A 23,402-nucleotide genomic window follows, 5' to 3' on the forward strand; every position below is an offset into this window, starting at 1 on the left:
CACCTTTGCTATTTTGCAAATGTCATTGGCATGATAAATGATATTTTCGGCGCTAATTATAGCGGTTTAGTAAAGGGAATTCATCGTGACGGCGGAACTAGATATGTTAATTGAAAGTCCAGAATATAAATCAGCCCCCGGACAGGAAGTCGTAAAACCTCAACTACGGATGGTTGATCTCAATCTGCTTACCGTTTTTGATGCGGTTATGCAGGAACAGAATATTACCCGTGCCGCCCATACGCTCGGCATGTCTCAACCGGCGGTGAGCAACGCGGTTTCACGTCTGAAAGTGATGTTTAATGATGAGCTGTTTGTGCGCTATGGCCGCGGTATTCAGCCGACGGCGCGGGCCTATCAGCTGTTTGGCTCGGTGCGTCAGGCGCTGCAGCTGGTACAAAACGAATTGCCAGGCTCCGGTTTTGAACCCTTGAGCAGTGAGCGTGTTTTCAATCTGTGCGTCTGTAGCCCGCTGGATAACATCCTGACGTCGGTGATTTTTAATAAAGTCGCCGAAATCGCGCCCAATATTCATTTAGTCTTTAAATCAGCGCTTAATCAAAATACGGAACATCAGTTACGTTATCAGGAAACGGAATTTGTGATCGGTTATGAAGAATTTCGTCGTCCTGAGTTTGCCTGTGTACCGCTATTCAAAGATGAAATGGTTCTGGTGGCTAGCCGCAACCATCCGCGTATCTCCGGACCGGTGATGGAGGCTGATATTTATCGCGAGGAGCATGCCGCGGTGGCTCTCGATCGGTATGCCTCATTCAGTCTGCCGTGGTATGACACGGCCGATAAACAAGCGCGCATCGCATATCAAGGTAATGCGATGGTCAGCGTATTAAACGTGGTGTCGCAAACGCAGATGGTGGCCATTGCGCCGCGCTGGCTGGCAAATGAGTTTGCCGATAAGTTAGCGCTGCAAATATTACCTCTGCCGCTGAAGGTGAATAGCCGGACCTGCTATCTCTCCTGGCACGAAGCGGCGGGTCGCGATAAAGGTCATCAGTGGATGGAAGAGCTGCTGGTGGATATTTGTCAGCGCTGAGCCGATGGCAATAAGCATGAAAGGGGCTTCGGCTCCTTTTTTTATATGATTTAATTACAATAATGCAGAATTTTATGCTGTTTACCCTTTCGGTTGCTCTCCGCCCGTTAGCAAAAAATGGATCAATTCCTGCTATCGCGCCTTTTCTCCGAGTATTTACTATTCTCTTTTCTTATATCTGAAGCATTCCACCATATTTCCCTCTCTCCGCTTGTTTTTCTTCTTATTCTACTTAGAAAGCATCTCCGGTGGCGAATTGCCTGCCTGCTGGCGAGCAGTTATGGTAGTGGCATGCAGTCCATTCACCTCAGTGCGGAGGGGTACTCCTTCGCATCGTGCGAGCGCGCGGAAATTGAGTTCCGCTGTCGTAAAACAATAAGCCTGGAGGCAAACCATGGAGATGTTGTCAGGAGCCGAGATGGTCGTCCAATCGCTTGTCGATCAGGGCGTCAAGCAAGTATTCGGCTATCCCGGAGGCGCAGTCCTCGATATCTATGATGCGTTACATACCCTTGGCGGTATCGATCATGTGCTGGTTCGCCACGAGCAGGCGGCGGTGCATATGGCGGATGGCCTGGCGCGAGCGACCGGGGAGGTCGGTGTGGTGCTGGTGACCTCAGGGCCTGGGGCGACGAACGCCATCACCGGTATCGCGACGGCCTATATGGACTCTATCCCGCTGGTGATCCTCTCCGGGCAAGTGGCGACATCGCTTATCGGCTACGATGCCTTCCAGGAGTGCGACATGGTGGGGATTTCCCGCCCGGTGGTGAAGCACAGTTTCCTGGTGAAGCAGACCGAAGATATTCCCGGCGTGCTGAAGAAAGCCTTCTGGCTGGCGGCCAGCGGTCGCCCCGGGCCGGTGGTGGTCGATCTGCCGAAGGATATACTCAATCCGGCGAAGAAACTGCCGTACGTCTGGCCAGACGCGGTCAGCATGCGCTCGTATAACCCGACGACCAGCGGTCATAAAGGCCAGATCAAACGCGCCCTGCAGACCCTGGTGGCGGCGAGCAAGCCGGTCGTCTACGTCGGCGGCGGGGCGATCAATGCGCATTGCGAACCTCAGCTGCGCGAGCTGGTGGAAAAGCTGAAGCTGCCGGTGGCCTCCTCCCTGATGGGGCTGGGCGCTTTCCCGGCGACGCACTCGCAGGCGCTGGGGATGCTGGGCATGCACGGCACTTATGAAGCCAACATGACCATGCACCATTCAGACGTGATTTTTGCCGTCGGCGTTCGCTTTGACGATCGGACCACCAATAACCTGGCCAAATACTGTCCGAACGCGACTGTGCTGCATATCGATATCGATCCGACCTCAATCTCGAAAACCGTGCCAGCAGATGTGCCGATCGTCGGCGATGCCCGGCTGGTGCTGGAGCAGATGCTGGAGCTGCTGGAGCAGGAAGAGGCGCAGCAGCCGCTGGACGACATTCGCGACTGGTGGCAGCAGATTGAGCAGTGGCGCGCCCGCCATTGCCTGCGCTACGACGACCAGAGCGACAAGATCAAACCGCAGGCGGTGATAGAAACGATCTGGCGCCTGACTCAGGGCGATGCCTATGTCACTTCCGATGTGGGTCAGCACCAGATGTTCGCCGCCCTCTATTACCCCTTCGACAAGCCGCGGCGCTGGATTAACTCCGGTGGCCTCGGCACCATGGGCTTTGGCCTACCGGCTGCGCTGGGGGTCAAAATGGCTCTGCCGGACGAAATGGTCGTCTGCGTAACCGGTGACGGCAGTATCCAGATGAACATTCAGGAACTCTCTACTGCGCTGCAGTATGAGCTGCCGGTCCTGGTGCTTAACCTTAACAACCGCTATCTGGGGATGGTGAAGCAGTGGCAGGATATGCTTTATTCCGGGCGCCACTCGCAGTCCTATATGGAGTCGCTACCGGACTTCGTTCGTCTGGCGGAAGCCTACGGCCACGTTGGGATCCGCATCAGCGAGCCGCAGGAGCTGGAGACGAAGCTTGCAGAAGCCCTGGAGCAGGTGCGACAGCGCCGGCTGGTGTTTGTCGATGTCACCGTCGACGGCAGTGAGCATGTGTACCCCATGCAGATCCGCGGCGGCGGCATGGATGAAATGTGGTTGAGCAAAACGGAGAGGACCTGATTATGCGCCGGATATTATCGGTATTACTGGAAAACGAATCGGGCGCATTGTCCCGCGTTATCGGCCTCTTTTCCCAGCGCGGCTATAATATAGAAAGCCTGACTGTCGCCCCGACGGACGATCCGACCCTCTCCAGGATGACCATCCAGACCGTGGGCGATGAAAAAGCGATCGAGCAGATTGAAAAGCAGCTGCACAAGCTGGTGGATGTCCTGCGGGTCAGCGAGCTGGGGCAGGGGGCTCATGTCGAACGCGAAATCATGCTGGTGAAGGTCCAGGCCAGCGGTTACGGCCGTGAAGAAGTGAAGCGCAACACCGAAATCTTTCGTGGACAGATTATCGACGTGACGCCTTCTATCTATACCGTTCAACTCGCCGGCACCAGCGATAAGCTCGACGCTTTCCTGGCCTCCCTGCGCGATGTCGCTCGGATCGTGGAAGTGGCTCGCTCCGGCGTGGTCGGCCTGTCTCGCGGTGATAAAATCATGCGCTGAGGATCGGGAACTGATGCAAAAATAGCCCGGCAGCGACTGTCGGGCTTTTTTTTTGCGAAATCAGTAGGAACTGTAAGCGAAAGCGGTTGCTGCGCTAACTATTCTGCGCTTAGATGTTATAAAAAGGGTTCCATACCTGAATAATGGTTATGTTTGGCACTTCTTACCCAAGGGGCAATTGTGAAACTGGATGAAATCGCCCGGCTGGCCGGTGTTTCAAGAACCACCGCGAGCTATGTGATTAATGGCAAAGCGAAGCAGTACCGCGTAAGCGACAAAACGGTCGAAAAAGTGATGGCTGTCGTGCGAGAGCACAACTATCACCCGAATGCGGTCGCTGCTGGCCTGCGTGCAGGACGCACACGCTCTATCGGTCTGGTGATCCCGGATCTGGAGAACACCAGCTATACCCGCATTGCAAATTATCTGGAGCGGCAGGCGCGCCAGCGCGGCTATCAGTTGCTGATTGCCTGCTCGGAGGATCAGCCCGATAACGAAATGCGCTGTATCGAGCATCTGCTACAGCGCCAGGTGGACGCCATCATTGTTTCCACCTCGCTGCCGCCGGAGCACCCTTTTTATCAGCGCTGGGCTAACGATCCGTTTCCGATTGTCGCCCTCGACCGCGCCCTTGACCGCGAGCACTTCACCAGCGTCGTCGGCGCTGACCAGGATGATGCCGAGATGCTCGCCGCCGAGTTGCGCACTTTTCCCGGCGAAACGGTGCTTTATCTGGGCGCGCTGCCGGAACTGTCGGTGAGCTTCCTGCGCGAGCAAGGCTTCCGTAAAGCCTGGCAGGAAGATCCGCGTGAGGTGCATTATCTCTATGCCAACAGCTACGAGCGAGAAGCGGCGGCCCAGCTGTTTGAGAAATGGCTTGAAACCCATCCGATGCCGCAGGCGCTGTTCACCACCTCTTTCGCGTTGCTGCAGGGCGTCATGGATGTGACGCTGCGCCGTGAGGGTAAACTGCCTTCCGAGCTGGCGATCGCCACCTTCGGCGATAATGAGCTGCTCGATTTCCTGCAGTGTCCGGTACTGGCCGTGGCCCAGCGCCATCGCGATGTCGCTGAGCGGGTGCTCGAGATCGTCCTCGCCAGCCTCGATGAACCGCGCAAGCCGAAGCCGGGCCTCAGCCGTATTCGTCGTAATCTTTATCGCCGCGGCAGCCTGAATCGCCGTTAAGGGCGCAATATCGTCAGCACCCAGGATTAATCCTGGCAGGCCTGCCAGAGAGCAGGCCGCTGGCGATAAATCAGGCAACTGACGTCCAGAATGCAAAACTGAATATATTTCAGACAAATCCCTAAACTTCTTTACGCGTTATTTTGTTTTATTCGCTGGCAATCGTTTTGCGACTCAAAACGGGACACAAAAAATGATTGTGCCGGCTTTAATTGTATTATTTTGTTACATTCACCAGGTTAATTGCTGAATTAACACCCATTTTGTTAGTCCCAACCTTTCTCTCCTGCCTTATCCCGCGCCTGGTCAGCCCTTCAGCCAGCAACAGGTACTGTTAACGGCCGGCATAATGGCCTAAAATGCCGCTCGCGTCGCAAACTGACACTTTATATTTTCCCGCCGAAGATATTTTGATGTTTATAACTGTTACGAGTTTGTTGGTTATTTTCTTACACGTATTCATAACGTTAATTTGCCTCGCCTGTTGATGATTTTTTCATCAGGGCTAATGTCGGCTGTAAATAATGGGTTTTTGAGCTCCGTTGGCATTCGTGCTGGCTTGACAAGCTTTTCCTCCGCTCCGTAAACTCCTTGTGGTGGGAATTTGTGGGATAAAGTGGCGAAAAGGGGTGAGGCTGGCATGTTCCGTGGAGCAACGTTAGTCAATCTCGACAGCAAAGGCCGCCTGGCCGTGCCAACGCGCTATCGCGATGGGCTGATCGAGGACGCTGCCGGTCAATTGGTATGCACCATTGACATTCATCACCCGTGCCTGCTGCTTTATCCATTGCCTGAATGGGAAGTCATCGAGCAGAAATTGTCGCGTTTATCGAGCATGAATCCCGTTGAGCGGCGCGTACAGCGTTTGCTTCTGGGTCATGCCAGCGAATGTCAGATGGATAATGCCGGTCGCTTGCTGATAGCGCCGGTGTTACGGCAGCATGCCGGGCTGACAAAAGAAGTGATGCTGGTCGGGCAGTTTAATAAATTTGAACTGTGGGACGAAACGACCTGGTATCAACGGGTCAAGGAAGATATCGACGCTGAGCAGTCCGCGACCGGTGAACTGTCGGAGCGCCTGCAGGATTTGTCTTTATAAAAATGATGGAAAATTTTAAACACACTACGGTACTTCTGGATGAAGCCGTCAACGGCCTCAATATTCGTCCAGACGGTATCTATATTGATGGTACCTTTGGTCGCGGCGGTCACTCGCGCCTGATCCTCTCCCAACTGGGAGCGGAAGGACGCTTGCTGGCAATCGATCGCGATCCTCAGGCGATTGCCGTCGCGCAAACCATCGATGATCCCCGCTTTTCCATCGTACATGGTCCATTTTCACAGCTTGCTGAGTACGTCGGCGAGCGCAATCTTACCGGTAAGATCGACGGCATTCTGCTCGATCTTGGCGTCTCTTCCCCGCAGCTTGACGATGCGGAACGCGGCTTTTCCTTTATGCGCGACGGGCCGCTGGATATGCGCATGGATCCGACCCGCGGTCAGTCCGCGGCCGAATGGCTGCAGACCGCTGAAGAAGCGGATATCGCCTGGGTGATTAAAACCTTCGGCGAAGAGCGTTTCGGTAAACGGATCGCCCGCGCGATCGTCGAACGTAATCGCATTGCACCGATGACCCGCACCAAAGAGCTGGCGGAGGTCATCGCCGCGGCGATGCCGGTAAAAGATAAGCACAAACATCCCGCGACCCGTACCTTCCAGGCGGTGCGCATTTGGGTAAACAGTGAACTGGAGGAGATAGAGCAGGCGCTAAAAAGCTCGCTCAGCGTGCTGGCCCCGGGCGGGCGGCTGTCGATCATTAGTTTTCATTCGCTGGAAGATCGCATTGTAAAGCGCTTTATGCGTGAGCAAAGCCGCGGTCCGCAGGTTCCGGCGGGAATACCGATGACCGAATCGCAGCTCAAAAAACTGGGCGGCCGTGAGTTACGAGCACTAGGCAAGTTGATGCCGGGCGAAGAAGAGGTGGCAGAGAATCCACGTGCCCGTAGTTCAGTGCTGCGTATCGCAGAGAGGACGAACGCATGATCGGCAGAGTGACAGAGGCCTTAAGCAAAGTTAAAGGGTCGATTGGAAGCAACGAGCGCCATGCTTTGCCTGGCGTGATCGGGGACGACCTTCTGCGGTTTGGGAAACTGCCACTCTGCCTGTTCATTTGCATCATTATTACGGCGATTACCGTGGTCACCACCGCGCACCACACGCGCCTGTTGACCGCGCAGCGTGAACAACTGGTTCTGGAACGCGACGCCCTGGACATTGAGTGGCGCAACCTGATCCTCGAAGAGAACGCGCTCGGCGATCACAGTCGGGTTGAACGGATCGCGACCGAGAAGTTGCAGATGCAACACGTCGATCCATCACAAGAAAATATCGTTGTACAGAAATAAGGATTATTGCGACGGATGAAAGCAGCGCCAAAAACGCCAAAAGCAAAACGTCAGGAAGAACAGGCCAACTTTATCAGTTGGCGTTTTGCGTTGCTGTGCGGCTGCATTCTGCTGGCGCTGACTTTCCTGCTGGGGCGCGTTGCCTGGCTACAGGTGGTCAGCCCGGATATGCTGGTGCGTCAGGGCGATATGCGTTCCCTGCGCGTACAGGAAGTGTCCACCGCGCGCGGGATGATTACCGACCGCTCCGGACGTCCGCTGGCGGTCAGCGTGCCGGTGAAAGCTATCTGGGCCGATCCGAAAGAACTCCATGATGCCGGCGGAGTAACCCTGGATACGCGCTGGAAGGCGCTGGCGGATGCCCTCAATATGCCGCTGGATCAGCTGGCGACGCGCATCAATACCAATCCGCGGATGCGTTTCATCTATCTGGCGCGTCAGGTTAACCCTGACATGGCCGACTACATCAAAAAACTGAAGCTGCCGGGCATTCATCTGCGTGAAGAATCCCGTCGTTACTACCCTTCCGGGGAAGTGACCGCTCACCTCATCGGTTTTACCAACGTCGACAGCCAGGGGATTGAAGGGGTCGAAAAAAGCTTTGATAAATGGCTCACCGGCCAGCCGGGCGAGCGTATTGTGCGTAAAGACCGCTATGGCCGGGTAATTGAAGACATCTCTTCCACCGACAGCCAGGCGGCGCACAACCTGGCGCTGAGTATCGACGAGCGTCTGCAGGCGCTGGTCTATCGTGAGCTGAACAACGCCGTGGCCTTTAACAAAGCCGAGTCCGGCAGCGCGGTGTTAGTGGACGTGAACACCGGCGAAGTGCTGGCGATGGCCAACAGCCCGTCCTACAACCCAAACAACTTCGCCGGCACGGCGAAAGACACCATGCGTAACCGCGCCATCACCGACGTCTTCGAACCCGGTTCGACGGTGAAGCCGATGGTGGTGATGACGGCGCTGCAGCGCGGTATCGTCAACGAAAATACCGTGCTCAATACCGTGCCTTATCGAATTAACGGCCACGAAATTAAAGACGTGGCGCGCTACAGCGAATTGACCCTGACCGGGGTGCTACAGAAGTCGAGTAACGTCGGTGTTTCTAAGCTGGCGTTAGCGATGCCGTCCTCAGCGTTAGTAGATACTTACTCACGTTTTGGGCTTGGAAAGGCGACCAATTTGGGGTTGGTCGGAGAACGCAGTGGCTTATATCCTCAAAAACAACGGTGGTCTGACATAGAGAGGGCCACCTTTTCTTTCGGCTACGGGCTAATGGTAACCCCGTTACAGTTAGCGCGAGTCTACGCAACGATTGGCAGCTACGGCATCTATCGCCCGCTGTCGATTACCAAAGTTGATCCACCGGTTCCGGGCGAGCGTGTCTTCCCGGAATCACTTGTTCGTACCGTCGTTCATATGATGGAAAGCGTGGCGCTGCCCGGCGGCGGCGGCGTGAAAGCGGCGATCAAAGGCTATCGCATCGCGATTAAAACCGGTACGGCGAAAAAAGTGGGGCCGGATGGCCGCTATATCAACAAATATATTGCTTACACCGCAGGCGTTGCGCCCGCCAGCCATCCGCGCTTTGCGCTGGTGGTGGTGATCAACGACCCGCAGGCAGGTAAATACTACGGTGGCGCCGTTTCCGCGCCGGTGTTCGGTGCCATCATGGGCGGCGTATTGCGCACCATGAACATCGAACCGGATGCGCTGGCAACGGGCGAAAAAAGTGAATTTGTAATTAATCAAGGCGAGGGAACAGGTGGCAGATCGTAATTTGCGCGACCTTCTCGCTCCATGGGTGCCAAACGCACCGGAGCGCATTCTGCGAGAGATGACGCTGGACAGCCGGGTGGCGGCTTCCGGCGATCTCTTTATCGCGGTACAGGGTCATCAGGCGGACGGGCGTCGTTATATCCCGCAGGCGATAGCGCAAGGTGTGGCTGCCATTATTGCTGAAGCGCAGGGCGAAGCGAAAGACGGTGAGATCCGTGAAATGCACGGCGTGCCGGTTATCTACCTGAGCCAGCTTAACGAACGTTTATCGGCGCTGGCCGGGCGTTTTTATCATCAGCCGTCGCAGCAGCTGCGTCTGGTGGGCGTGACCGGTACCAACGGCAAAACCACCACCACCCAGCTTCTGGCGCAATGGGCGAAACTGCTCGGCGAAACCAGCGCGGTGATGGGGACCGTCGGCAACGGGCTGCTGGATAAAGTGGTGCCGAGCGAAAACACCACCGGCTCTGCGGTCGATGTTCAGCACGTGCTTTCCGGCCTGGTCGAGCAGGGGGCAACCTTCGGCGCGATGGAAGTCTCTTCCCACGGGCTGGTGCAGCACCGCGTGGCGGCCGTGCAGTTTGCCGCCTCGGTATTTACCAACCTGAGCCGCGACCACCTCGACTACCATGGCGATATGGCGCACTACGAAGCGGCGAAATGGCTGCTGTACTCCACCCACCATTGCGGCCAGGCCATCGTCAACGCTGACGATGAAGTCGGTCGTCGCTGGCTGGCGAAGCTACCGGACGCGGTGGCGGTGTCGATGGAAGATCATATCAATCCGAACTGCCACGGCCGCTGGCTGAAGGCCACCGCGGTCAACTATCACGACAGCGGCGCCACCATCCAGTTTGACTCCAGCTGGGGCAACGGTGAAATCGAAAGTCGCCTGATGGGCGCCTTTAACGTCAGCAACCTGCTGCTGGCGCTGGCCACGCTGCTGGCTCTGGGCTATCCGCTGGCCGATCTGCTGAAAACGGCGGCTCGTTTACAGCCGGTATGCGGCCGTATGGAAGTGTTCAGCGCGCCCGGTAAACCGGCCGTGGTGGTGGATTATGCCCATACGCCTGACGCGCTGGAAAAAGCGCTGCAGGCCGCGCGCCTGCACTGCAGCGGCAAGCTGTGGTGCGTCTTCGGCTGCGGCGGAGACCGCGACAAAGGCAAGCGTCCGCTGATGGGGGCGATTGCTGAAGAGTTCGCCGATATCGTGGTCGTCACTGACGACAACCCGCGTACCGAAGAGCCGCGGGCGATTATCAACGATATTCTGGCCGGCATGCTCGATGCAGGTCATGCAAAAGTGATGGAAGGCCGTGCGGAAGCGGTGACCAACGCCGTGATGCAGGCGCAGGAGAACGACGTGGTGCTGGTGGCGGGTAAAGGCCATGAAGATTACCAGATCGTCGGCAACCGTCGTCTGGATTATTCCGACCGCGTCACCGTCGCGCGTCTGCTGGGAGCGGTAGCATGATTCGCTTTACGTTAAGCCAGCTCGCCGCGATCGCTCATGGCGAACGGCAGGGTAGCGATATCGCTATCGACGAGGTGACCACCGACACCCGTAAAATCACGGCGGGCTGCCTGTTTGTGGCGCTGAAAGGCGAGCGTTTCGACGCCCATGATTTTGCCGAACAGGCGAAAGCGGCAGGCGCCGGCGCGCTGCTGGTGAGCCGTCCGCTACCCTGCGATCTCCCGCAGGTGATCGTGAAAGATACCCGGCAGGCTTTCGGCGAGTTGGCCGCCTGGGTACGTCAGCAGGTGCCGACCCGCGTCGTCGCCCTGACCGGCTCGTCCGGTAAAACCTCGGTCAAAGAGATGACCGCGGCGATCCTCAGCCAGTGCGGCAACACGCTGTATACCGCCGGCAACCTGAACAACGATATCGGCGTGCCGATGACCCTGCTGCGTCTGACCAAAGAACATCAGTACGCGGTGATTGAGCTTGGCGCCAACCACCAGGGCGAAATCGCGTGGACCGTCAGCCTGACGCGTCCGGAAGCGGCGCTGGTCAACAACCTTGCCGCCGCGCACCTTGAAGGTTTCGGCTCGCTGGCGGGCGTGGCGAAGGCGAAGGGCGAAATCTATACCGGTCTGCCGGAAAACGGCATCGCCATTCTCAATGCCGACAACAACGACTGGCTGAACTGGCAGGCGGTGATTGGCGATCGCAAAGTGTGGCGCTTCTCGCCGAACGCGGCCAACAGCGATTTCACCGCGACTAACGTGCAGATCACCAGCCACGGCACCGAATTTACGCTGCAGACCCCAACCGGCAACGTTGACGTACTGCTGCCGCTGCCGGGACGCCACAACATCGCTAACGCGCTGGCGGCGACCTCGCTGGCGATGGCGGTAGGCGCCGATCTGGCGGCGGTGAAAGCCGGTCTGGCGCAGCTGCAGGCCGTTCCGGGACGTCTGTTCCCGATCCGCCTGACCGAGAGTCAGCTGCTGCTGGATGACTCCTATAACGCTAACGTCGGTTCGATGACCGCGGCGGTGCAGGTGCTGTCAGAGATGCCCGGCTTCCGGACGATGGTGGTCGGCGATATGGCGGAGCTTGGCGCGGAAAGCGCGGCTTGCCATCGTGAAGTCGGTGAAGCGGCGAAAGCGGCAGGGCTGGATTGTGTTCTCAGCGTCGGCGCCTTGAGCGCGGATATCAGCCGCGCCAGCGGCGTGGGCGAACATTTTAACGATAAAGCCGCCGTGGTGGCTCGCCTGCGCGAGCTGCTGGCGGAGCATAAGATAATGACCATTTTAGTGAAGGGTTCACGTAGTGCCGCCATGGAAGAGGTAGTACGCGCATTACAGGAGACTGGGACATGTTAGTATGGCTGGCCGAACATTTGGTCAAATATTATTCCGGCTTTAACGTCTTTTCGTATTTGACGTTTCGCGCCATCGTCAGCCTGCTGACCGCGCTGTTCATCTCTCTGTGGATGGGCCCGCGCATGATCGCCCGTCTGCAAAAACTCTCCTTCGGCCAGGTGGTTCGTAACGACGGTCCGGAGTCCCACTTCAGCAAACGCGGCACGCCGACCATGGGGGGGATCATGATCCTCACTGCGATCACCGTCTCCGTTCTGCTGTGGGCTTACCCCTCCAACCCGTACGTCTGGTGCGTACTGACGGTATTAATCGGCTACGGGATCATCGGCTTCGTTGATGACTACCGTAAAGTGGTGCGCAAAGACACCAAAGGCCTGATCGCCCGCTGGAAGTATTTCTGGATGTCGGTGATCGCGCTGGGCGTGGCGTTCGCGCTCTATCTGGCCGGGAAAGACACCCCGGCGACCGAGCTGGTGGTGCCGTTCTTTAAAGACGTCATGCCGCAGCTGGGGCTGTTCTATATCCTGCTGGCCTACTTCGTGATTGTCGGCACCGGCAATGCGGTTAACCTGACCGACGGTCTCGACGGCCTGGCGATCATGCCCACCGTCTTCGTCGCGGCGGGTTTTGCGCTGGTGGCGTGGGCGACCGGTAACATGAATTTCGCCAACTACCTGCACATCCCCTATCTGCGCCACGCCGGCGAACTGGTGATCGTCTGTACGGCGATCGTCGGCGCGGGGCTGGGCTTTCTGTGGTTTAACACCTATCCGGCGCAGGTCTTTATGGGCGACGTCGGTTCGCTGGCGCTCGGCGGCGCGCTGGGCATTATCGCCGTGCTGCTGCGTCAGGAATTCCTGCTGGTGATTATGGGCGGCGTTTTCGTGGTGGAGACCCTGTCGGTGATCCTGCAGGTCGGCTCCTTTAAGCTGCGCGGTCAGCGTATCTTCCGCATGGCGCCGATCCACCACCACTATGAACTGAAAGGCTGGCCGGAGCCGCGCGTTATCGTGCGCTTCTGGATTATTTCGCTGATGCTGGTGCTGATTGGCCTGGCGACGCTGAAGGTACGTTAATCATGGCAGATTATCAGGGTAAAAAAGTCGTCATTATTGGGCTGGGCATGACCGGCCTGTCATGCGTGGACTTTTTCATGGCGCGCGGCGTAACCCCGCGCGTGATGGACACCCGCGTCGCGCCTCCCGGGCTGGATAAATTGCCTGAATCGGTCGAATGCCATGTCGGCGGCCTCAATGATACCTGGCTGCTGGCGGCGGATCTGATTGTCGCCAGTCCCGGCATCGCGCTGGCTCATCCTTCGTTGAGCGCAGCGGCGGACGCTGGCGTAGAGATCGTTGGCGATATCGAACTGTTCTGCCGCGAAGCGCAGGCGCCGATCATCGCCATTACCGGTTCGAACGGCAAAAGCACCGTCACCACCCTGGTGGGCGAGATGGCGAAAGCGGCCGGGGTTAACGTCGGCGTGGGCGGCAATATCGGCCTGCCGGCGCTGATGCTGCTGGATACCGATCGTGAGCTGTATGTCCTGGAGCTCTCCAGCTTCCAGCTGGAAACCACCTCCAGCCTGCAGGCGGTGGCGGCAACCATCCTCAACGTGACTGAGGACCATATGGACCGCTACCCGCTGGGGCTGCAGCAGTATCGCGCGGCGAAGCTGCGGATTTACGAGAATGCAAAGACCTGCGTGGTCAACGCGGACGATGCGCTCACCATGCCGGTACGCGGCGCGGACGATCGCTGCATCAGCTTTGGCGTCGATGTCGGTGACTACCACCTTAACCGTCAGCAGGGCGAGACCTGGCTGCGCGTTAAAGGTGAGAAAGTCCTCAATGTAAAAGAGATGTCTATCACGGGTCAGCATAACTACAGCAACGCCCTGGCGGCGCTGGCGCTGGCCGATGCCGCGGGCCTGCCGCGTGCCAGCAGCCTGAAGGCGCTGACCACCTTTACCGGCCTGGCGCATCGCTTCCAGCTGGTGCTGGATCACAACGGCGTGCGCTGGATTAACGACTCGAAGGCAACCAACGTCGGCAGTACCGAGGCGGCGCTGAACGGCCTGCAGCTTGATGGCACGCTGTATCTGCTGCTGGGCGGCGACGGCAAGTCCGCTGATTTCACCCCGCTGAAGCGCTACCTTGGCGGCGATCGTATCCGCCTGTACTGCTTTGGTCGCGACGGCGCCGAGCTCGCCGAGCTGCGTCCTGAGGTGGCGGTACAAACTGAAACCATGGAACAGGCGATGCGTCAGATTGCGCCCCTGGTGAAAGCGGGCGACATGGTTCTCCTGTCGCCGGCCTGCGCCAGCCTGGATCAGTTTAAGAACTTTGAACAACGGGGCGAGATGTTTGCCCGCCTGGCGAAGGAGTTAGGTTGATGCGTTTCTCTCTCCCACGCCTGAGAATGCCGCAACTGAGCTTGCCTCGGTTGAGACTGCCGCGACTGCCGGGGATGTTTATCTTCGCCTGGCTGTTCGCCGCGCTGAAAGGCTGGGTGATGGGCTCGCGCCCAAAAGATAACGACAGTCTGGTGATGTATGACCGGATGCTGCTGTGGCTGACCTTCGGCCTGGCGGCGATCGGCTTTATTATGGTGACCTCGGCGTCAATGCCGGTGGGGCAGCGTCTGGCGAACGATCCTTTCCTCTTCGCCAAGCGTGACGGCCTGTACATTGTGCTGGCCTTTGTCCTCGCGCTGGTGACGCTGCGACTGCCGATGGATTTCTGGCAGCGCCACAGTACCGCGATGCTGATCGCCTCGATCGTCATGCTGCTGATCGTGCTGGTGGTGGGTAGCTCGGTAAACGGTGCATCGCGCTGGATCGCCCTCGGTCCGCTGCGCATTCAGCCGGCGGAGTTCACCAAGCTGTCGCTGTTCTGTTACATCGCCAACTATCTGGTGCGTAAAGCTGATGAAGTGCGCAACAACCTGCGCGGCTTCTTAAAACCGATGGGCGTGATTTTCGTGCTGGCGATCCTGCTGCTGGCGCAGCCTGACCTCGGTACGGTGGTGGTGCTGTTCGTCACCACGCTGGCGATGCTGTTCCTCGCCGGCGCCAAGCTGTGGCAGTTCATCGCCATTATCGGCATGGGCATCTCGGCGGTGGTCCTGTTGATCCTCGCCGAACCGTACCGTATTCGCCGCGTGACCTCCTTCTGGAACCCGTGGGAAGACCCGTTCGGCAGCGGCTACCAGCTGACCCAGTCGCTGATGGCCTTTGGCCGCGGCGAGATGTGGGGGCAGGGACTCGGTAACTCGGTGCAAAAACTGGAGTATTTGCCGGAAGCGCACACTGACTTTATCTTCGCCATCATCGGCGAAGAACTCGGTTATATCGGTGTGGTACTGGCGCTTTTAATGGTATTCTTCGTCGCTTTCCGCGCCATGTCGATTGGCCGAAAAGCGCTGGAGATCGATCATCGCTTCTCCGGCTTCCTCGCCTGTGCGATTGGTATCTGGTTTAGCTTCCAGGCCTTAGTTAACGTCGGGGCGGCGGCGGGGATGCTGCCGACGAAAGGTCTGACGCTGCCGCTGATCAGTTATGGTGGTTCCAGTCTGCTGATTATGTCGACGGCCATCATGTTGTTGTTGCGAATTGATTATGAAACGCGTCTGGAAAAAGCCCAGGCGTTTACACGGGGTGTTCGATGAGCGGTCAGGAAAAGCGGTTGATGGTGATGGCGGGCGGTACCGGCGGGCATGTGTTCCCGGGACTGGCGGTCGCGCACCATCTAATGGACCAGGGCTGGCAGGTTCGCTGGCTGGGTACCGCCGATCGTATGGAAGCGGATTTAGTGCCGAAAAACGGCATCGAGATTGATTTTATCCGTATCTCCGGCCTGCGTGGCAAAGGGATTAAAGCACAGCTGCTGGCGCCGGTGCGGATCTTCAACGCCTGGCGTCAGGCGCGGGCGATCATGAAGCGTTTCCAGCCGGACGTGGTGCTGGGCATGGGCGGCTATGTGTCCGGGCCTGGCGGTCTGGCGGCGTGGTCGCTGGGGATCCCGGTGGTCCTCCACGAGCAAAACGGCATTGCCGGCCTGACCAACAAGTGGCTGGCGAAGATTGCGAAGAAAGTGATGCAGGCGTTTCCCGGCGCCTTTCCGCATGCGGACGTGGTCGGGAATCCGGTGCGCACCGATGTGCTGGCGCTGCCGCTGCCGGGGCAGCGTCTGGTGGGCCGTCAGGGGCCGATTCGCGTACTGGTGGTCGGTGGCTCTCAGGGCGCGCGCGTCCTGAACCAGACCATGCCGCAGGTGGCGGCGAAGCTCGGCGATACGGTGACCATCTGGCATCAGAGCGGTAAAGGCGGCCAGCAAACCGTGCAGCAGGCCTATGCCGCCGCGGGGCAGCCGCAGCATAAAGTGACGGAATTTATTGATGATATGGCCGCGGCGTATGCCTGGGCAGATGTCGTGGTTTGCCGTTCCGGCGCGCTGACGGTTAGCGAAATCGCGGCCGCGGGCTTACCGGCGCTGTTTGTACCGTTCCAGCACAAAGATCGTCAGCAGTACTGGAATGCGCTGCCGCTGGAGAAAGCCGGCGCGGCGAAAATTCTCGAACAGCCGGCGTTCACGGTAGAGGCGGTAGCCTCTACTCTGGCGAGCTGGGATCGGGAAACCTTGCTGGATATGGCGGAACGAGCGCGTGGCGCTTCGATTCCGGACGCTACCGAGCGGGTAGCAGAAGAGGTCAGCGCCGTAGCTTTGGCGCGCTAATTGCGGTGATTTTCACCGCCCGAATACAGAAGTTGATGGCGTAAAGAATGAATACACAAGATTTGGCAAAACTGCGTTCCATAGTGCCCGAGATGCGTCGCGTCCGGCACATTCACTTTGTCGGCATCGGCGGTGCCGGTATGGGCGGTATTGCCGAAGTGTTGGCTAATGAAGGTTACCAGATCAGCGGCTCCGACCTGGCGCCGAATCCGGTGACCCAGCAGCTGTCGCAGCTTGGCGCCACCATTTATTTCAACCATCGCCCGGAAAACGTGCGCGATGCCAGCGTGGTCGTAGTTTCCAGCGCGATTTCCGCCGATAACCCGGAAATCGTCGCCGCGCACGAAGCGCGTATCCCGGTGATCCGTCGTGCGGAAATGCTGGCGGAGCTGATGCGCTTCCGTCACGGGATCGCGATTGCCGGAACTCACGGCAAAACCACCACCACCGCGATGGTGTCCAGTATTTACGCCGAAGCCGGGCTGGACCCGACCTTCGTCAACGGCGGGCTGGTGAAAGCGGCGGGCGTGCATGCCCGTCTCGGCCATAGCCGTTACCTGATTGCGGAAGCGGATGAGAGCGATGCATCGTTCCTGCATCTGCAGCCGATGGTCGCGATTGTGACCAACATCGAAGCCGACCATATGGATACCTACCATGGCGACTTCGAAAATCTGAAGCAGACCTTTATTAATTTCCTGCACAACCTGCCGTTCTACGGACGCGCGGTAATGTGCGTGGACGATCCGGTTATTCGTGAACTGCTGCCGCGCGTTGGCCGGCAGATCACCACCTACGGTTTCAGCGACGACGCCGACGTTCGCGTAGAAGACTACCGTCAGGTTGGGGCGCAGGGGCATTTCCGCCTGGTGCGTCAGGATAAAGAACTGCTGCAGGTGACACTCAATGCCCCGGGACGCCATAACGCGCTGAACGCGGCGGCGGCTGTCGCCGTGGCGACGGAAGAGGGGATTGACGATCAGGCGATCCTGCGCGCGCTGGAAAGCTTCCAGGGTACCGGTCGTCGCTTCGACTTTCTTGGCGAATATCCGCTGACGGAAGTCAACGGCAAAGCGGGCAGTGCGATGCTGATCGATGACTACGGTCACCACCCGACGGAAGTCGACGCCACTATCAAAGCGGCGCGTGCCGGCTGGCCGGATAAAAATCTGGTGATGGTATTCCAGCCGCACCGTTATACCCGTACTCGCGATCTGTACGATGATTTCGCCAACGTGCTGACCCAGGTCGATGCGCTGCTGATGCTCGATGTCTACCCGGCAGGCGAAGCGCCGATCCCGGGCGCCGACAGCCGCTCGCTGTGCCGTACGATCCGTGGTCGCGGTAAAGTCGACCCGATTCTGGTATCCGACCCGGCGCAGGCCGCGGCGATGCTGGCGTCGGTGCTGACCGGCAACGATTTAGTGCTGGTGCAAGGTGCCGGAAACATTGGAAAAATCGCCCGTCACCTGGCTGAAATCAAACTGATCCCGCAAAAAACGGAGGAGGAGCGCCATGGCTGATAAAATCGCGGTGCTTTTCGGTGGAACCTCCGCTGAACGTGAAGTGTCGCTGAATTCAGGCGCCGCGGTGCTGGCCGGGCTGCGTGAAGCCGGGGTGGATGCCCATCCGGTTGACCCGCGCGATGTCGATATTACCCAGTTGAAAAAGCTGGGCTTTAAGAAAGCGTTTATTGCACTCCACGGCCGCGGCGGGGAAGATGGCACGCTGCAGGGGCTGTTGGATCTGATCCAGCTGCCTTATACCGGCAGCGGCGTGATGGCTTCGGCGATTTCAATGGATAAACTGCGCAGCAAATGGCTGTGGCAGGGGGCCGGATTACCGGTCGCGCCGTGGGTGGCGCTGACCCGCGCCCAGTTTAGCGCCGGATTATCTGCTGATGTCGAACAGCAGATTGCGGCGCTGGGTCTGCCGCTCATCATCAAGCCCAGCCGCGAAGGCTCCAGCGTCGGGATGTCGAAAGTCAGCGAAAGCTGTGATTTAGCGAGTGCACTCGCGCTGGCTTTTCAGCATGATGATGAAGTTTTGGTCGAAAAATGGCTCAGTGGGCCGGAATTTACCGTCGCCATCGTCGGTGAAGAAATTTTACCGTCAATACGTATCCAGGCGGCTGGAACCTTCTATGATTATGAGGCGAAGTATCTCTCTGATGAGACGCAATATTTCTGCCCAGGATTGGAAGATCCAGCGCGTGAGTCAGTCATTCAGAGCCTGGTGCTTAAAGCCTGGAATGTTCTGGGTTGCAAAGGCTGGGGCCGTATTGACGTGATGCTGGACAGCGATGGCCAGTTTTATCTGCTGGAAGCGAATACTTCCCCGGGCATGACCAGCCATAGCCTTGTACCGATGGCGGCGCGTCAGGCAGGAATGAGCTTCTCCCAGCTTGTTGTACGAATTCTGGACCTGGCGGGGTGATATGTCGCAGGCTGCGCTGAATACGCGGAACCATGAAGAGGACGTTTCTTCTTCGCGTCGGAGTAATGGAACGCGGCTGGCAGGGATCGTTTTCCTGCTGGCGGTGCTGTTTACCGTGCTGGTCAGCGGGTGGATGGTTCTTGGCTGGATGGAAGACGCGCAGCGTTTACCGCTGTCGAAGATGGTGGTGACCGGCGAGCGTCACTATACGCGCAATGATGACATCCGCCAGGCGATCCTGGCGCTGGGTTCGCCGGGCACCTTTATGACTCAGGATGTGAACATCATTCAGAGTCAGATTGAACGTCTGCCATGGATTAAGCAGGCGAGCGTCCGAAAGCAGTGGCCCGATGAATTGAAGATTCATCTGGTTGAATATGTGCCGATTGCACGCTGGAATGATCAACATATGGTGGATGCAGAAGGAAATGCCTTCAGCGTGCCGGCGGATCGCACCAGCAAACAGAATTTACCGATGTTATATGGCCCGGAAGGCAGCGAGAACGAAGTGCTGCAAGGGTACCGTGACATGGGGCAGGTGCTGGCAAAGGATAAATTCACGTTGAAAGTGGCGGCAATGACCGCCCGTCGTTCCTGGCAGTTGACGCTTAATAATGACATTAAGCTCAACCTTGGCCGTGGCGACACCATGAAACGGCTTCAGCGCTTTATGGAACTCTACCCGGTTCTTCAGCAGCAGGCGCAGACCGATGGCAAACGGATTAGCTACGTTGATTTGCGTTATGACTCGGGTGCGGCAGTGGGCTGGGTACCTGCTCCCGCAGAGGAAACTAATCAACAACAGAATCAGGCACAGGCAGAACAACAATGATCAAGGCGACGGACAGAAAACTGGTAGTTGGACTGGAGATTGGCACCGCCAAGGTGGCCGCTTTAGTAGGGGAAGTTCTGCCCGACGGCATGATTAATATCATCGGCGTGGGCAGTTGCCCATCGCGTGGTATGGATAAAGGCGGTGTGAACGACCTCGAGTCGGTGGTGAAATGCGTACAGCGCGCCATCGACCAGGCCGAACTGATGGCGGATTGCCAGATTTCATCAGTTTATTTGGCTCTTTCGGGTAAACATATAAGCTGTCAGAATGAAATCGGGATGGTACCGATTTCGGAAGAAGAAGTGACGCTGGACGACGTCGAGAACGTGGTCCATACCGCGAAGTCGGTTCGCGTACGCGATGAGCACCGCGTCCTGCACGTGATTCCGCAGGAATACGCCATTGACTACCAGGAAGGGATAAAAAACCCGGTAGGGCTGTCCGGCGTGCGTATGCAGGCGAAGGTACATCTGATTACCTGCCATAACGATATGGCGAAAAACATTGTTAAAGCGGTGGAACGTTGTGGTCTGAAAGTTGACCAACTTATTTTCGCCGGTTTAGCGGCCAGTTATTCCGTATTAACAGAAGACGAACGTGAGCTGGGCGTCTGCGTGGTGGATATTGGCGGTGGTACAATGGATATCGCCGTCTATACCGGCGGCGCGCTGCGTCACACCAAAGTGATCCCGTACGCGGGCAACGTGGTGACCAGCGATATCGCCTATGCCTTCGGTACGCCCCCGAGCGACGCCGAAGCCATTAAGGTTCGTCACGGTTGCGCGTTGGGTTCCATCGTCGGTAAAGACGAAAACGTCGAAGTACCGAGCGTAGGCGGACGGCCGCCGCGTAGCCTGCAGCGTCAGACGCTGGCTGAGGTGATTGAACCGCGCTATACCGAACTGCTTAATCTGGTCAATGAAGAGATCCTGCAGCTGCAGGAACAGCTCCGCCAGCAGGGGGTTAAACACCATCTGGCGGCGGGGATTGTGTTAACCGGCGGCGCGGCGCAAATTGAAGGTCTGGCGGCCTGTGCGCAGCGCGTGTTCCATACTCAGGTGCGCATTGGCGCGCCGCTGAACATCACCGGTTTAACGGACTATGCCCAGGAGCCGTATTATTCGACGGCGGTGGGGCTGCTGCACTACGGAAAAGAGTCACATCTGAGTGGTGAAGCGGAAGTCGAAAAACGCGTGACGGCGTCGGTGGGCTCGTGGATTAAGCGACTCAACAGCTGGCTGCGAAAAGAGTTTTAATTTTTTAAGAGAACGCAGACAATTAGCGTTCTCAGGCGACAGGCACAAAACGGAGAGAAACTATGTTTGAACCTATGGAACTGACCAACGACGCGGTGATTAAAGTCATCGGCGTCGGTGGCGGCGGCGGTAATGCCGTTGAACACATGGTGCGCGAGCGCATTGAGGGTGTTGAATTCTTCGCGGTGAACACCGATGCGCAGGCGCTGCGCAAAACGGCTGTTGGCCAGACTATCCAGATCGGTAGCGGTATTACCAAAGGTCTGGGCGCTGGCGCGAACCCGGAAGTCGGCCGTAATGCGGCGGACGAAGACCGTGAAGCGCTGCGCGCGGCCCTTGATGGCGCAGACATGGTGTTCATCGCGGCAGGCATGGGCGGCGGTACCGGTACCGGCGCGGCGCCTGTTGTTGCCGAAGTGGCTAAGGATCTGGGGATCCTCACCGTGGCGGTGGTCACTAAGCCGTTTAATTTTGAAGGCAAGAAGCGCATGGCGTTTGCTGAGCAGGGGATCACCGAGCTGTCCAAGCACGTTGACTCACTGATCACCATCCCGAACGACAAGCTGCTGAAAGTACTTGGCCGCGGCATTTCTCTGCTTGACGCGTTCGGCGCGGCAAACGACGTCCTCAAAGGCGCGGTGCAGGGTATCGCCGAACTGATCACCCGTCCGGGCCTGATGAACGTCGACTTCGCGGACGTCCGTACCGTGATGTCAGAAATGGGCTACGCGATGATGGGCTCCGGCGTGGCGAGCGGTGAAGACCGTGCGGAAGAAGCGGCTGAAATGGCTATCTCTTCTCCGCTGCTGGAAGATATCGACCTGTCCGGCGCGCGCGGCGTGCTGGTTAACATCACCGCGGGCTTTGACCTGCGTCTGGATGAGTTCGAAACCGTGGGTAACACCATCCGCGCATTTGCTTCGGATAACGCCACCGTGGTTATCGGTACCTCTCTGGACCCGGATATGAACGACGAACTGCGCGTCACCGTAGTGGCGACCGGTATCGGCATGGACAAGCGTCCGGAAATTACCCTGGTGACCAACAAACAGGTTCAGCAGCCGGTGATGGATCGCTACCAGCAGCACGGTATGTCCCCGCTGACGCAAGAGCAGAAGCCGGCGGCAAAAGTGGTGAACGACAATACGCCGCAAACCGCGAAAGAGCCGGATTATCTGGATATCCCAGCCTTCCTGCGTAAGCAAGCCGATTAAGAATCGACTGGAAGTTGGGCATCTGCGCTCTTTGTGCTAAACTGGCCTCCCGATAGTGGTGTACACTTCGGTTGGATAGGTAAATTGGCGAGATTATACGATGATCAAACAAAGGACTCTTAAACGTATCGTTCAGGCGACTGGTGTCGGTTTGCATACCGGCAAGAAAGTCACACTGACGTTACGCCCTGCGCCGGCAAATACCGGGGTCATCTATCGTCGCACCGACTTGAATCCACCGGTAGATTTTCCGGCTGATGCCAAATCTGTGCGTGATACCATGCTCTGTACTTGCCTGGTTAATGAGCATGACGTGCGGATTTCTACGGTTGAACACCTGAACGCCGCATTGGCTGGCCTGGGTATCGACAACATTATTGTTGAAGTCGATGCACCGGAAATCCCGATTATGGACGGCAGTGCGGCTCCGTTCGTTTATTTGTTGCTGGACGCCGGCATCGATGAACTGAACTGCGCCAAGAAATTTGTACGTATCAAAGAGACGGTTCGCGTCGAAGATGGCGACAAATGGGCTGAATTCAAACCGTACAATGGTTTTTCGCTGGACTTCACCATCGATTTTAACCATCCGGCGATTGATGCCAGCACCCAGCGCTATACGCTGAACTTCTCGGCCGATGCGTTCATGCGTCAGATTAGTCGTGCGCGTACCTTCGGTTTCATGCGCGATATCGAATATCTGCAGTCCCGCGGCCTGTGCCTGGGCGGCAGCTTCGATTGTGCCATCGTTGTTGACGATTATCGCGTACTGAACGAAGACGGTCTGCGCTTTGAAGACGAATTTGTTCGCCACAAAATGCTGGATGCGATCGGTGACCTGTTTATGTGTGGTCACAACATTATCGGCGCATTCACGGCGTACAAATCGGGTCACGCGTTGAATAACAAACTGCTGCAGGCTGTTCTGGCAAAACAGGAAGCCTGGGAGTATGTGACCTTCGAAGACGACGCAAAACTGCCAATGGCGTTCCGCGCACCGTCGATGGTTTTGGCGTAAGCCTGACCATTCAGTAAATTCGACTGGTAACCTGGTACT

20 protein-coding genes are annotated in these 23,402 nt (G+C 57.6%); all 20 read left to right on the forward strand.

From position 1 onward, the window contains the following. The first annotated feature begins 85 nt into the window (after nucleotides 1-85). The 20 genes from leuO (at nucleotide 86) to lpxC (ending at nucleotide 23,363) form a co-directional block, all read left to right on the forward strand. Entirely contained in the window at nucleotides 86-1,054 is a 969-nt protein-coding gene (gene leuO, locus ACOI7D_RS15995) for a transcriptional regulator LeuO (RefSeq protein ID WP_072140386.1), read from the forward strand. Between the two features lie 394 nt (nucleotides 1,055-1,448). Then, nucleotides 1,449-3,173 carry an acetolactate synthase 3 large subunit gene (gene ilvI, locus ACOI7D_RS16000; RefSeq protein WP_002888534.1) on the forward strand — a complete coding sequence of 575 codons (1,725 nt, stop codon included), beginning with the start codon at nucleotides 1,449-1,451 and terminating at the stop codon, nucleotides 3,171-3,173. A gap of 2 nt (nucleotides 3,174-3,175) precedes the next feature. Continuing rightward, entirely contained in the window at nucleotides 3,176-3,667 is a 492-nt protein-coding gene (ilvN, locus tag ACOI7D_RS16005; RefSeq protein ID WP_002888536.1) for an acetolactate synthase small subunit, read from the forward strand. Nucleotides 3,668-3,847: 180 nt separating this feature from the next. After that, on the forward strand, nucleotides 3,848-4,852 hold the full coding sequence (gene cra / locus ACOI7D_RS16010; protein ID WP_244341730.1) for a catabolite repressor/activator: 1,005 nt from the start codon (nucleotides 3,848-3,850) through the stop codon (nucleotides 4,850-4,852). 640 nt (nucleotides 4,853-5,492) lie between these two features. After that, nucleotides 5,493-5,951, forward strand: coding sequence for a division/cell wall cluster transcriptional repressor MraZ (gene mraZ, locus ACOI7D_RS16015; protein WP_004204327.1), 459 nt, complete (start codon nucleotides 5,493-5,495; stop codon nucleotides 5,949-5,951). 2 nt (nucleotides 5,952-5,953) lie between these two features. Next, nucleotides 5,954-6,895 (forward strand): 16S rRNA (cytosine(1402)-N(4))-methyltransferase RsmH, encoded by a 942-nt coding sequence (gene rsmH, locus ACOI7D_RS16020; RefSeq protein ID WP_004204328.1) that lies wholly within the window; start codon nucleotides 5,954-5,956, stop codon nucleotides 6,893-6,895. Next, on the forward strand, nucleotides 6,892-7,257 hold the full coding sequence (gene ftsL / locus ACOI7D_RS16025; RefSeq protein WP_002888550.1) for a cell division protein FtsL: 366 nt from the start codon (nucleotides 6,892-6,894) through the stop codon (nucleotides 7,255-7,257). The genes rsmH and ftsL overlap by 4 nt, the downstream gene beginning before the upstream one ends. 15 nt (nucleotides 7,258-7,272) lie before the next feature. Continuing rightward, entirely contained in the window at nucleotides 7,273-9,039 is a 1,767-nt protein-coding gene (locus tag ACOI7D_RS16030; RefSeq protein ID WP_023291977.1) for a peptidoglycan glycosyltransferase FtsI, read from the forward strand. Next, entirely contained in the window at nucleotides 9,026-10,513 is a 1,488-nt protein-coding gene (gene murE / locus ACOI7D_RS16035) for a UDP-N-acetylmuramoyl-L-alanyl-D-glutamate--2,6-diaminopimelate ligase (RefSeq protein WP_023291978.1), read from the forward strand. Before ACOI7D_RS16030 ends, murE begins: the two co-directional genes overlap by 14 nt. Beyond that, a complete protein-coding gene (gene murF / locus ACOI7D_RS16040; protein ID WP_044521021.1) occupies nucleotides 10,510-11,868 on the forward strand; it encodes a UDP-N-acetylmuramoyl-tripeptide--D-alanyl-D-alanine ligase in 1,359 nt (452 codons plus the stop codon). The genes murE and murF overlap by 4 nt, the downstream gene beginning before the upstream one ends. Beyond that, the gene (gene mraY / locus ACOI7D_RS16045; protein WP_004204335.1) at nucleotides 11,862-12,944 is read left to right on the forward strand and encodes a phospho-N-acetylmuramoyl-pentapeptide-transferase; all 1,083 of its coding nucleotides are present in this window, start codon (nucleotides 11,862-11,864) and stop codon (nucleotides 12,942-12,944) included. Before murF ends, mraY begins: the two co-directional genes overlap by 7 nt. A gap of 2 nt (nucleotides 12,945-12,946) precedes the next feature. Then, complete coding sequence (murD, locus tag ACOI7D_RS16050) at nucleotides 12,947-14,263, forward strand: UDP-N-acetylmuramoyl-L-alanine--D-glutamate ligase (protein ID WP_023291980.1); 1,317 nt, start codon at nucleotides 12,947-12,949, stop codon at nucleotides 14,261-14,263. After that, on the forward strand, nucleotides 14,263-15,537 hold the full coding sequence (ftsW, locus tag ACOI7D_RS16055; protein ID WP_004204337.1) for a cell division protein FtsW: 1,275 nt from the start codon (nucleotides 14,263-14,265) through the stop codon (nucleotides 15,535-15,537). Before murD ends, ftsW begins: the two co-directional genes overlap by 1 nt. Next, the gene (murG, locus tag ACOI7D_RS16060; RefSeq protein ID WP_032429099.1) at nucleotides 15,534-16,604 is read left to right on the forward strand and encodes an undecaprenyldiphospho-muramoylpentapeptide beta-N-acetylglucosaminyltransferase; all 1,071 of its coding nucleotides are present in this window, start codon (nucleotides 15,534-15,536) and stop codon (nucleotides 16,602-16,604) included. Before ftsW ends, murG begins: the two co-directional genes overlap by 4 nt. A 47-nt stretch (nucleotides 16,605-16,651) precedes the next feature. Next, nucleotides 16,652-18,127 (forward strand): UDP-N-acetylmuramate--L-alanine ligase, encoded by a 1,476-nt coding sequence (gene murC, locus ACOI7D_RS16065; RefSeq protein WP_023291982.1) that lies wholly within the window; start codon nucleotides 16,652-16,654, stop codon nucleotides 18,125-18,127. Beyond that, complete coding sequence (locus ACOI7D_RS16070; RefSeq protein ID WP_023291983.1) at nucleotides 18,120-19,040, forward strand: D-alanine--D-alanine ligase; 921 nt, start codon at nucleotides 18,120-18,122, stop codon at nucleotides 19,038-19,040. Before murC ends, ACOI7D_RS16070 begins: the two co-directional genes overlap by 8 nt. Nucleotide 19,041: 1 nt before the next feature. Beyond that, nucleotides 19,042-19,872, forward strand: coding sequence for a cell division protein FtsQ (gene ftsQ / locus ACOI7D_RS16075; RefSeq protein ID WP_004204342.1), 831 nt, complete (start codon nucleotides 19,042-19,044; stop codon nucleotides 19,870-19,872). Beyond that, entirely contained in the window at nucleotides 19,869-21,131 is a 1,263-nt protein-coding gene (ftsA, locus tag ACOI7D_RS16080) for a cell division protein FtsA (RefSeq protein ID WP_004204343.1), read from the forward strand. Before ftsQ ends, ftsA begins: the two co-directional genes overlap by 4 nt. Nucleotides 21,132-21,193: 62 nt before the next feature. Beyond that, nucleotides 21,194-22,345 carry a cell division protein FtsZ gene (ftsZ, locus tag ACOI7D_RS16085; RefSeq protein WP_002888628.1) on the forward strand — a complete coding sequence of 384 codons (1,152 nt, stop codon included), beginning with the start codon at nucleotides 21,194-21,196 and terminating at the stop codon, nucleotides 22,343-22,345. Between the two features lie 100 nt (nucleotides 22,346-22,445). Further along, a complete protein-coding gene (lpxC, locus tag ACOI7D_RS16090; RefSeq protein ID WP_002888632.1) occupies nucleotides 22,446-23,363 on the forward strand; it encodes a UDP-3-O-acyl-N-acetylglucosamine deacetylase in 918 nt (305 codons plus the stop codon). Nucleotides 23,364-23,402: the final 39 nt, after the last annotated feature.

The sequence above is a fragment of the Klebsiella sp. C360 genome, from assembly GCF_048822415.1.
GTDB lineage: Bacteria > Pseudomonadota > Gammaproteobacteria > Enterobacterales > Enterobacteriaceae > Klebsiella > Klebsiella quasipneumoniae.

Coding starts and splice junctions, on each gene's coding strand:
- murF (WP_044521021.1), top strand. CDS start 10,510: ATGATTCGCTTTACGTTAAGCCAGCTCGCCGCGATCGCTCATGGCGAA.
- rsmH (WP_004204328.1), top strand. CDS start 5,954: ATGATGGAAAATTTTAAACACACTACGGTACTTCTGGATGAAGCCGTC.
- ilvI (WP_002888534.1), top strand. CDS start 1,449: ATGGAGATGTTGTCAGGAGCCGAGATGGTCGTCCAATCGCTTGTCGAT.
- ftsA (WP_004204343.1), top strand. CDS start 19,869: ATGATCAAGGCGACGGACAGAAAACTGGTAGTTGGACTGGAGATTGGC.
- ftsQ (WP_004204342.1), top strand. CDS start 19,042: ATGTCGCAGGCTGCGCTGAATACGCGGAACCATGAAGAGGACGTTTCT.
- murD (WP_023291980.1), top strand. CDS start 12,947: ATGGCAGATTATCAGGGTAAAAAAGTCGTCATTATTGGGCTGGGCATG.
- ftsZ (WP_002888628.1), top strand. CDS start 21,194: ATGTTTGAACCTATGGAACTGACCAACGACGCGGTGATTAAAGTCATC.
- murC (WP_023291982.1), top strand. CDS start 16,652: ATGAATACACAAGATTTGGCAAAACTGCGTTCCATAGTGCCCGAGATG.
- mraZ (WP_004204327.1), top strand. CDS start 5,493: ATGTTCCGTGGAGCAACGTTAGTCAATCTCGACAGCAAAGGCCGCCTG.
- ACOI7D_RS16030 (WP_023291977.1), top strand. CDS start 7,273: ATGAAAGCAGCGCCAAAAACGCCAAAAGCAAAACGTCAGGAAGAACAG.
- mraY (WP_004204335.1), top strand. CDS start 11,862: ATGTTAGTATGGCTGGCCGAACATTTGGTCAAATATTATTCCGGCTTT.
- ilvN (WP_002888536.1), top strand. CDS start 3,176: ATGCGCCGGATATTATCGGTATTACTGGAAAACGAATCGGGCGCATTG.
- ftsL (WP_002888550.1), top strand. CDS start 6,892: ATGATCGGCAGAGTGACAGAGGCCTTAAGCAAAGTTAAAGGGTCGATT.
- lpxC (WP_002888632.1), top strand. CDS start 22,446: ATGATCAAACAAAGGACTCTTAAACGTATCGTTCAGGCGACTGGTGTC.
- ftsW (WP_004204337.1), top strand. CDS start 14,263: ATGCGTTTCTCTCTCCCACGCCTGAGAATGCCGCAACTGAGCTTGCCT.
- ACOI7D_RS16070 (WP_023291983.1), top strand. CDS start 18,120: ATGGCTGATAAAATCGCGGTGCTTTTCGGTGGAACCTCCGCTGAACGT.
- murG (WP_032429099.1), top strand. CDS start 15,534: ATGAGCGGTCAGGAAAAGCGGTTGATGGTGATGGCGGGCGGTACCGGC.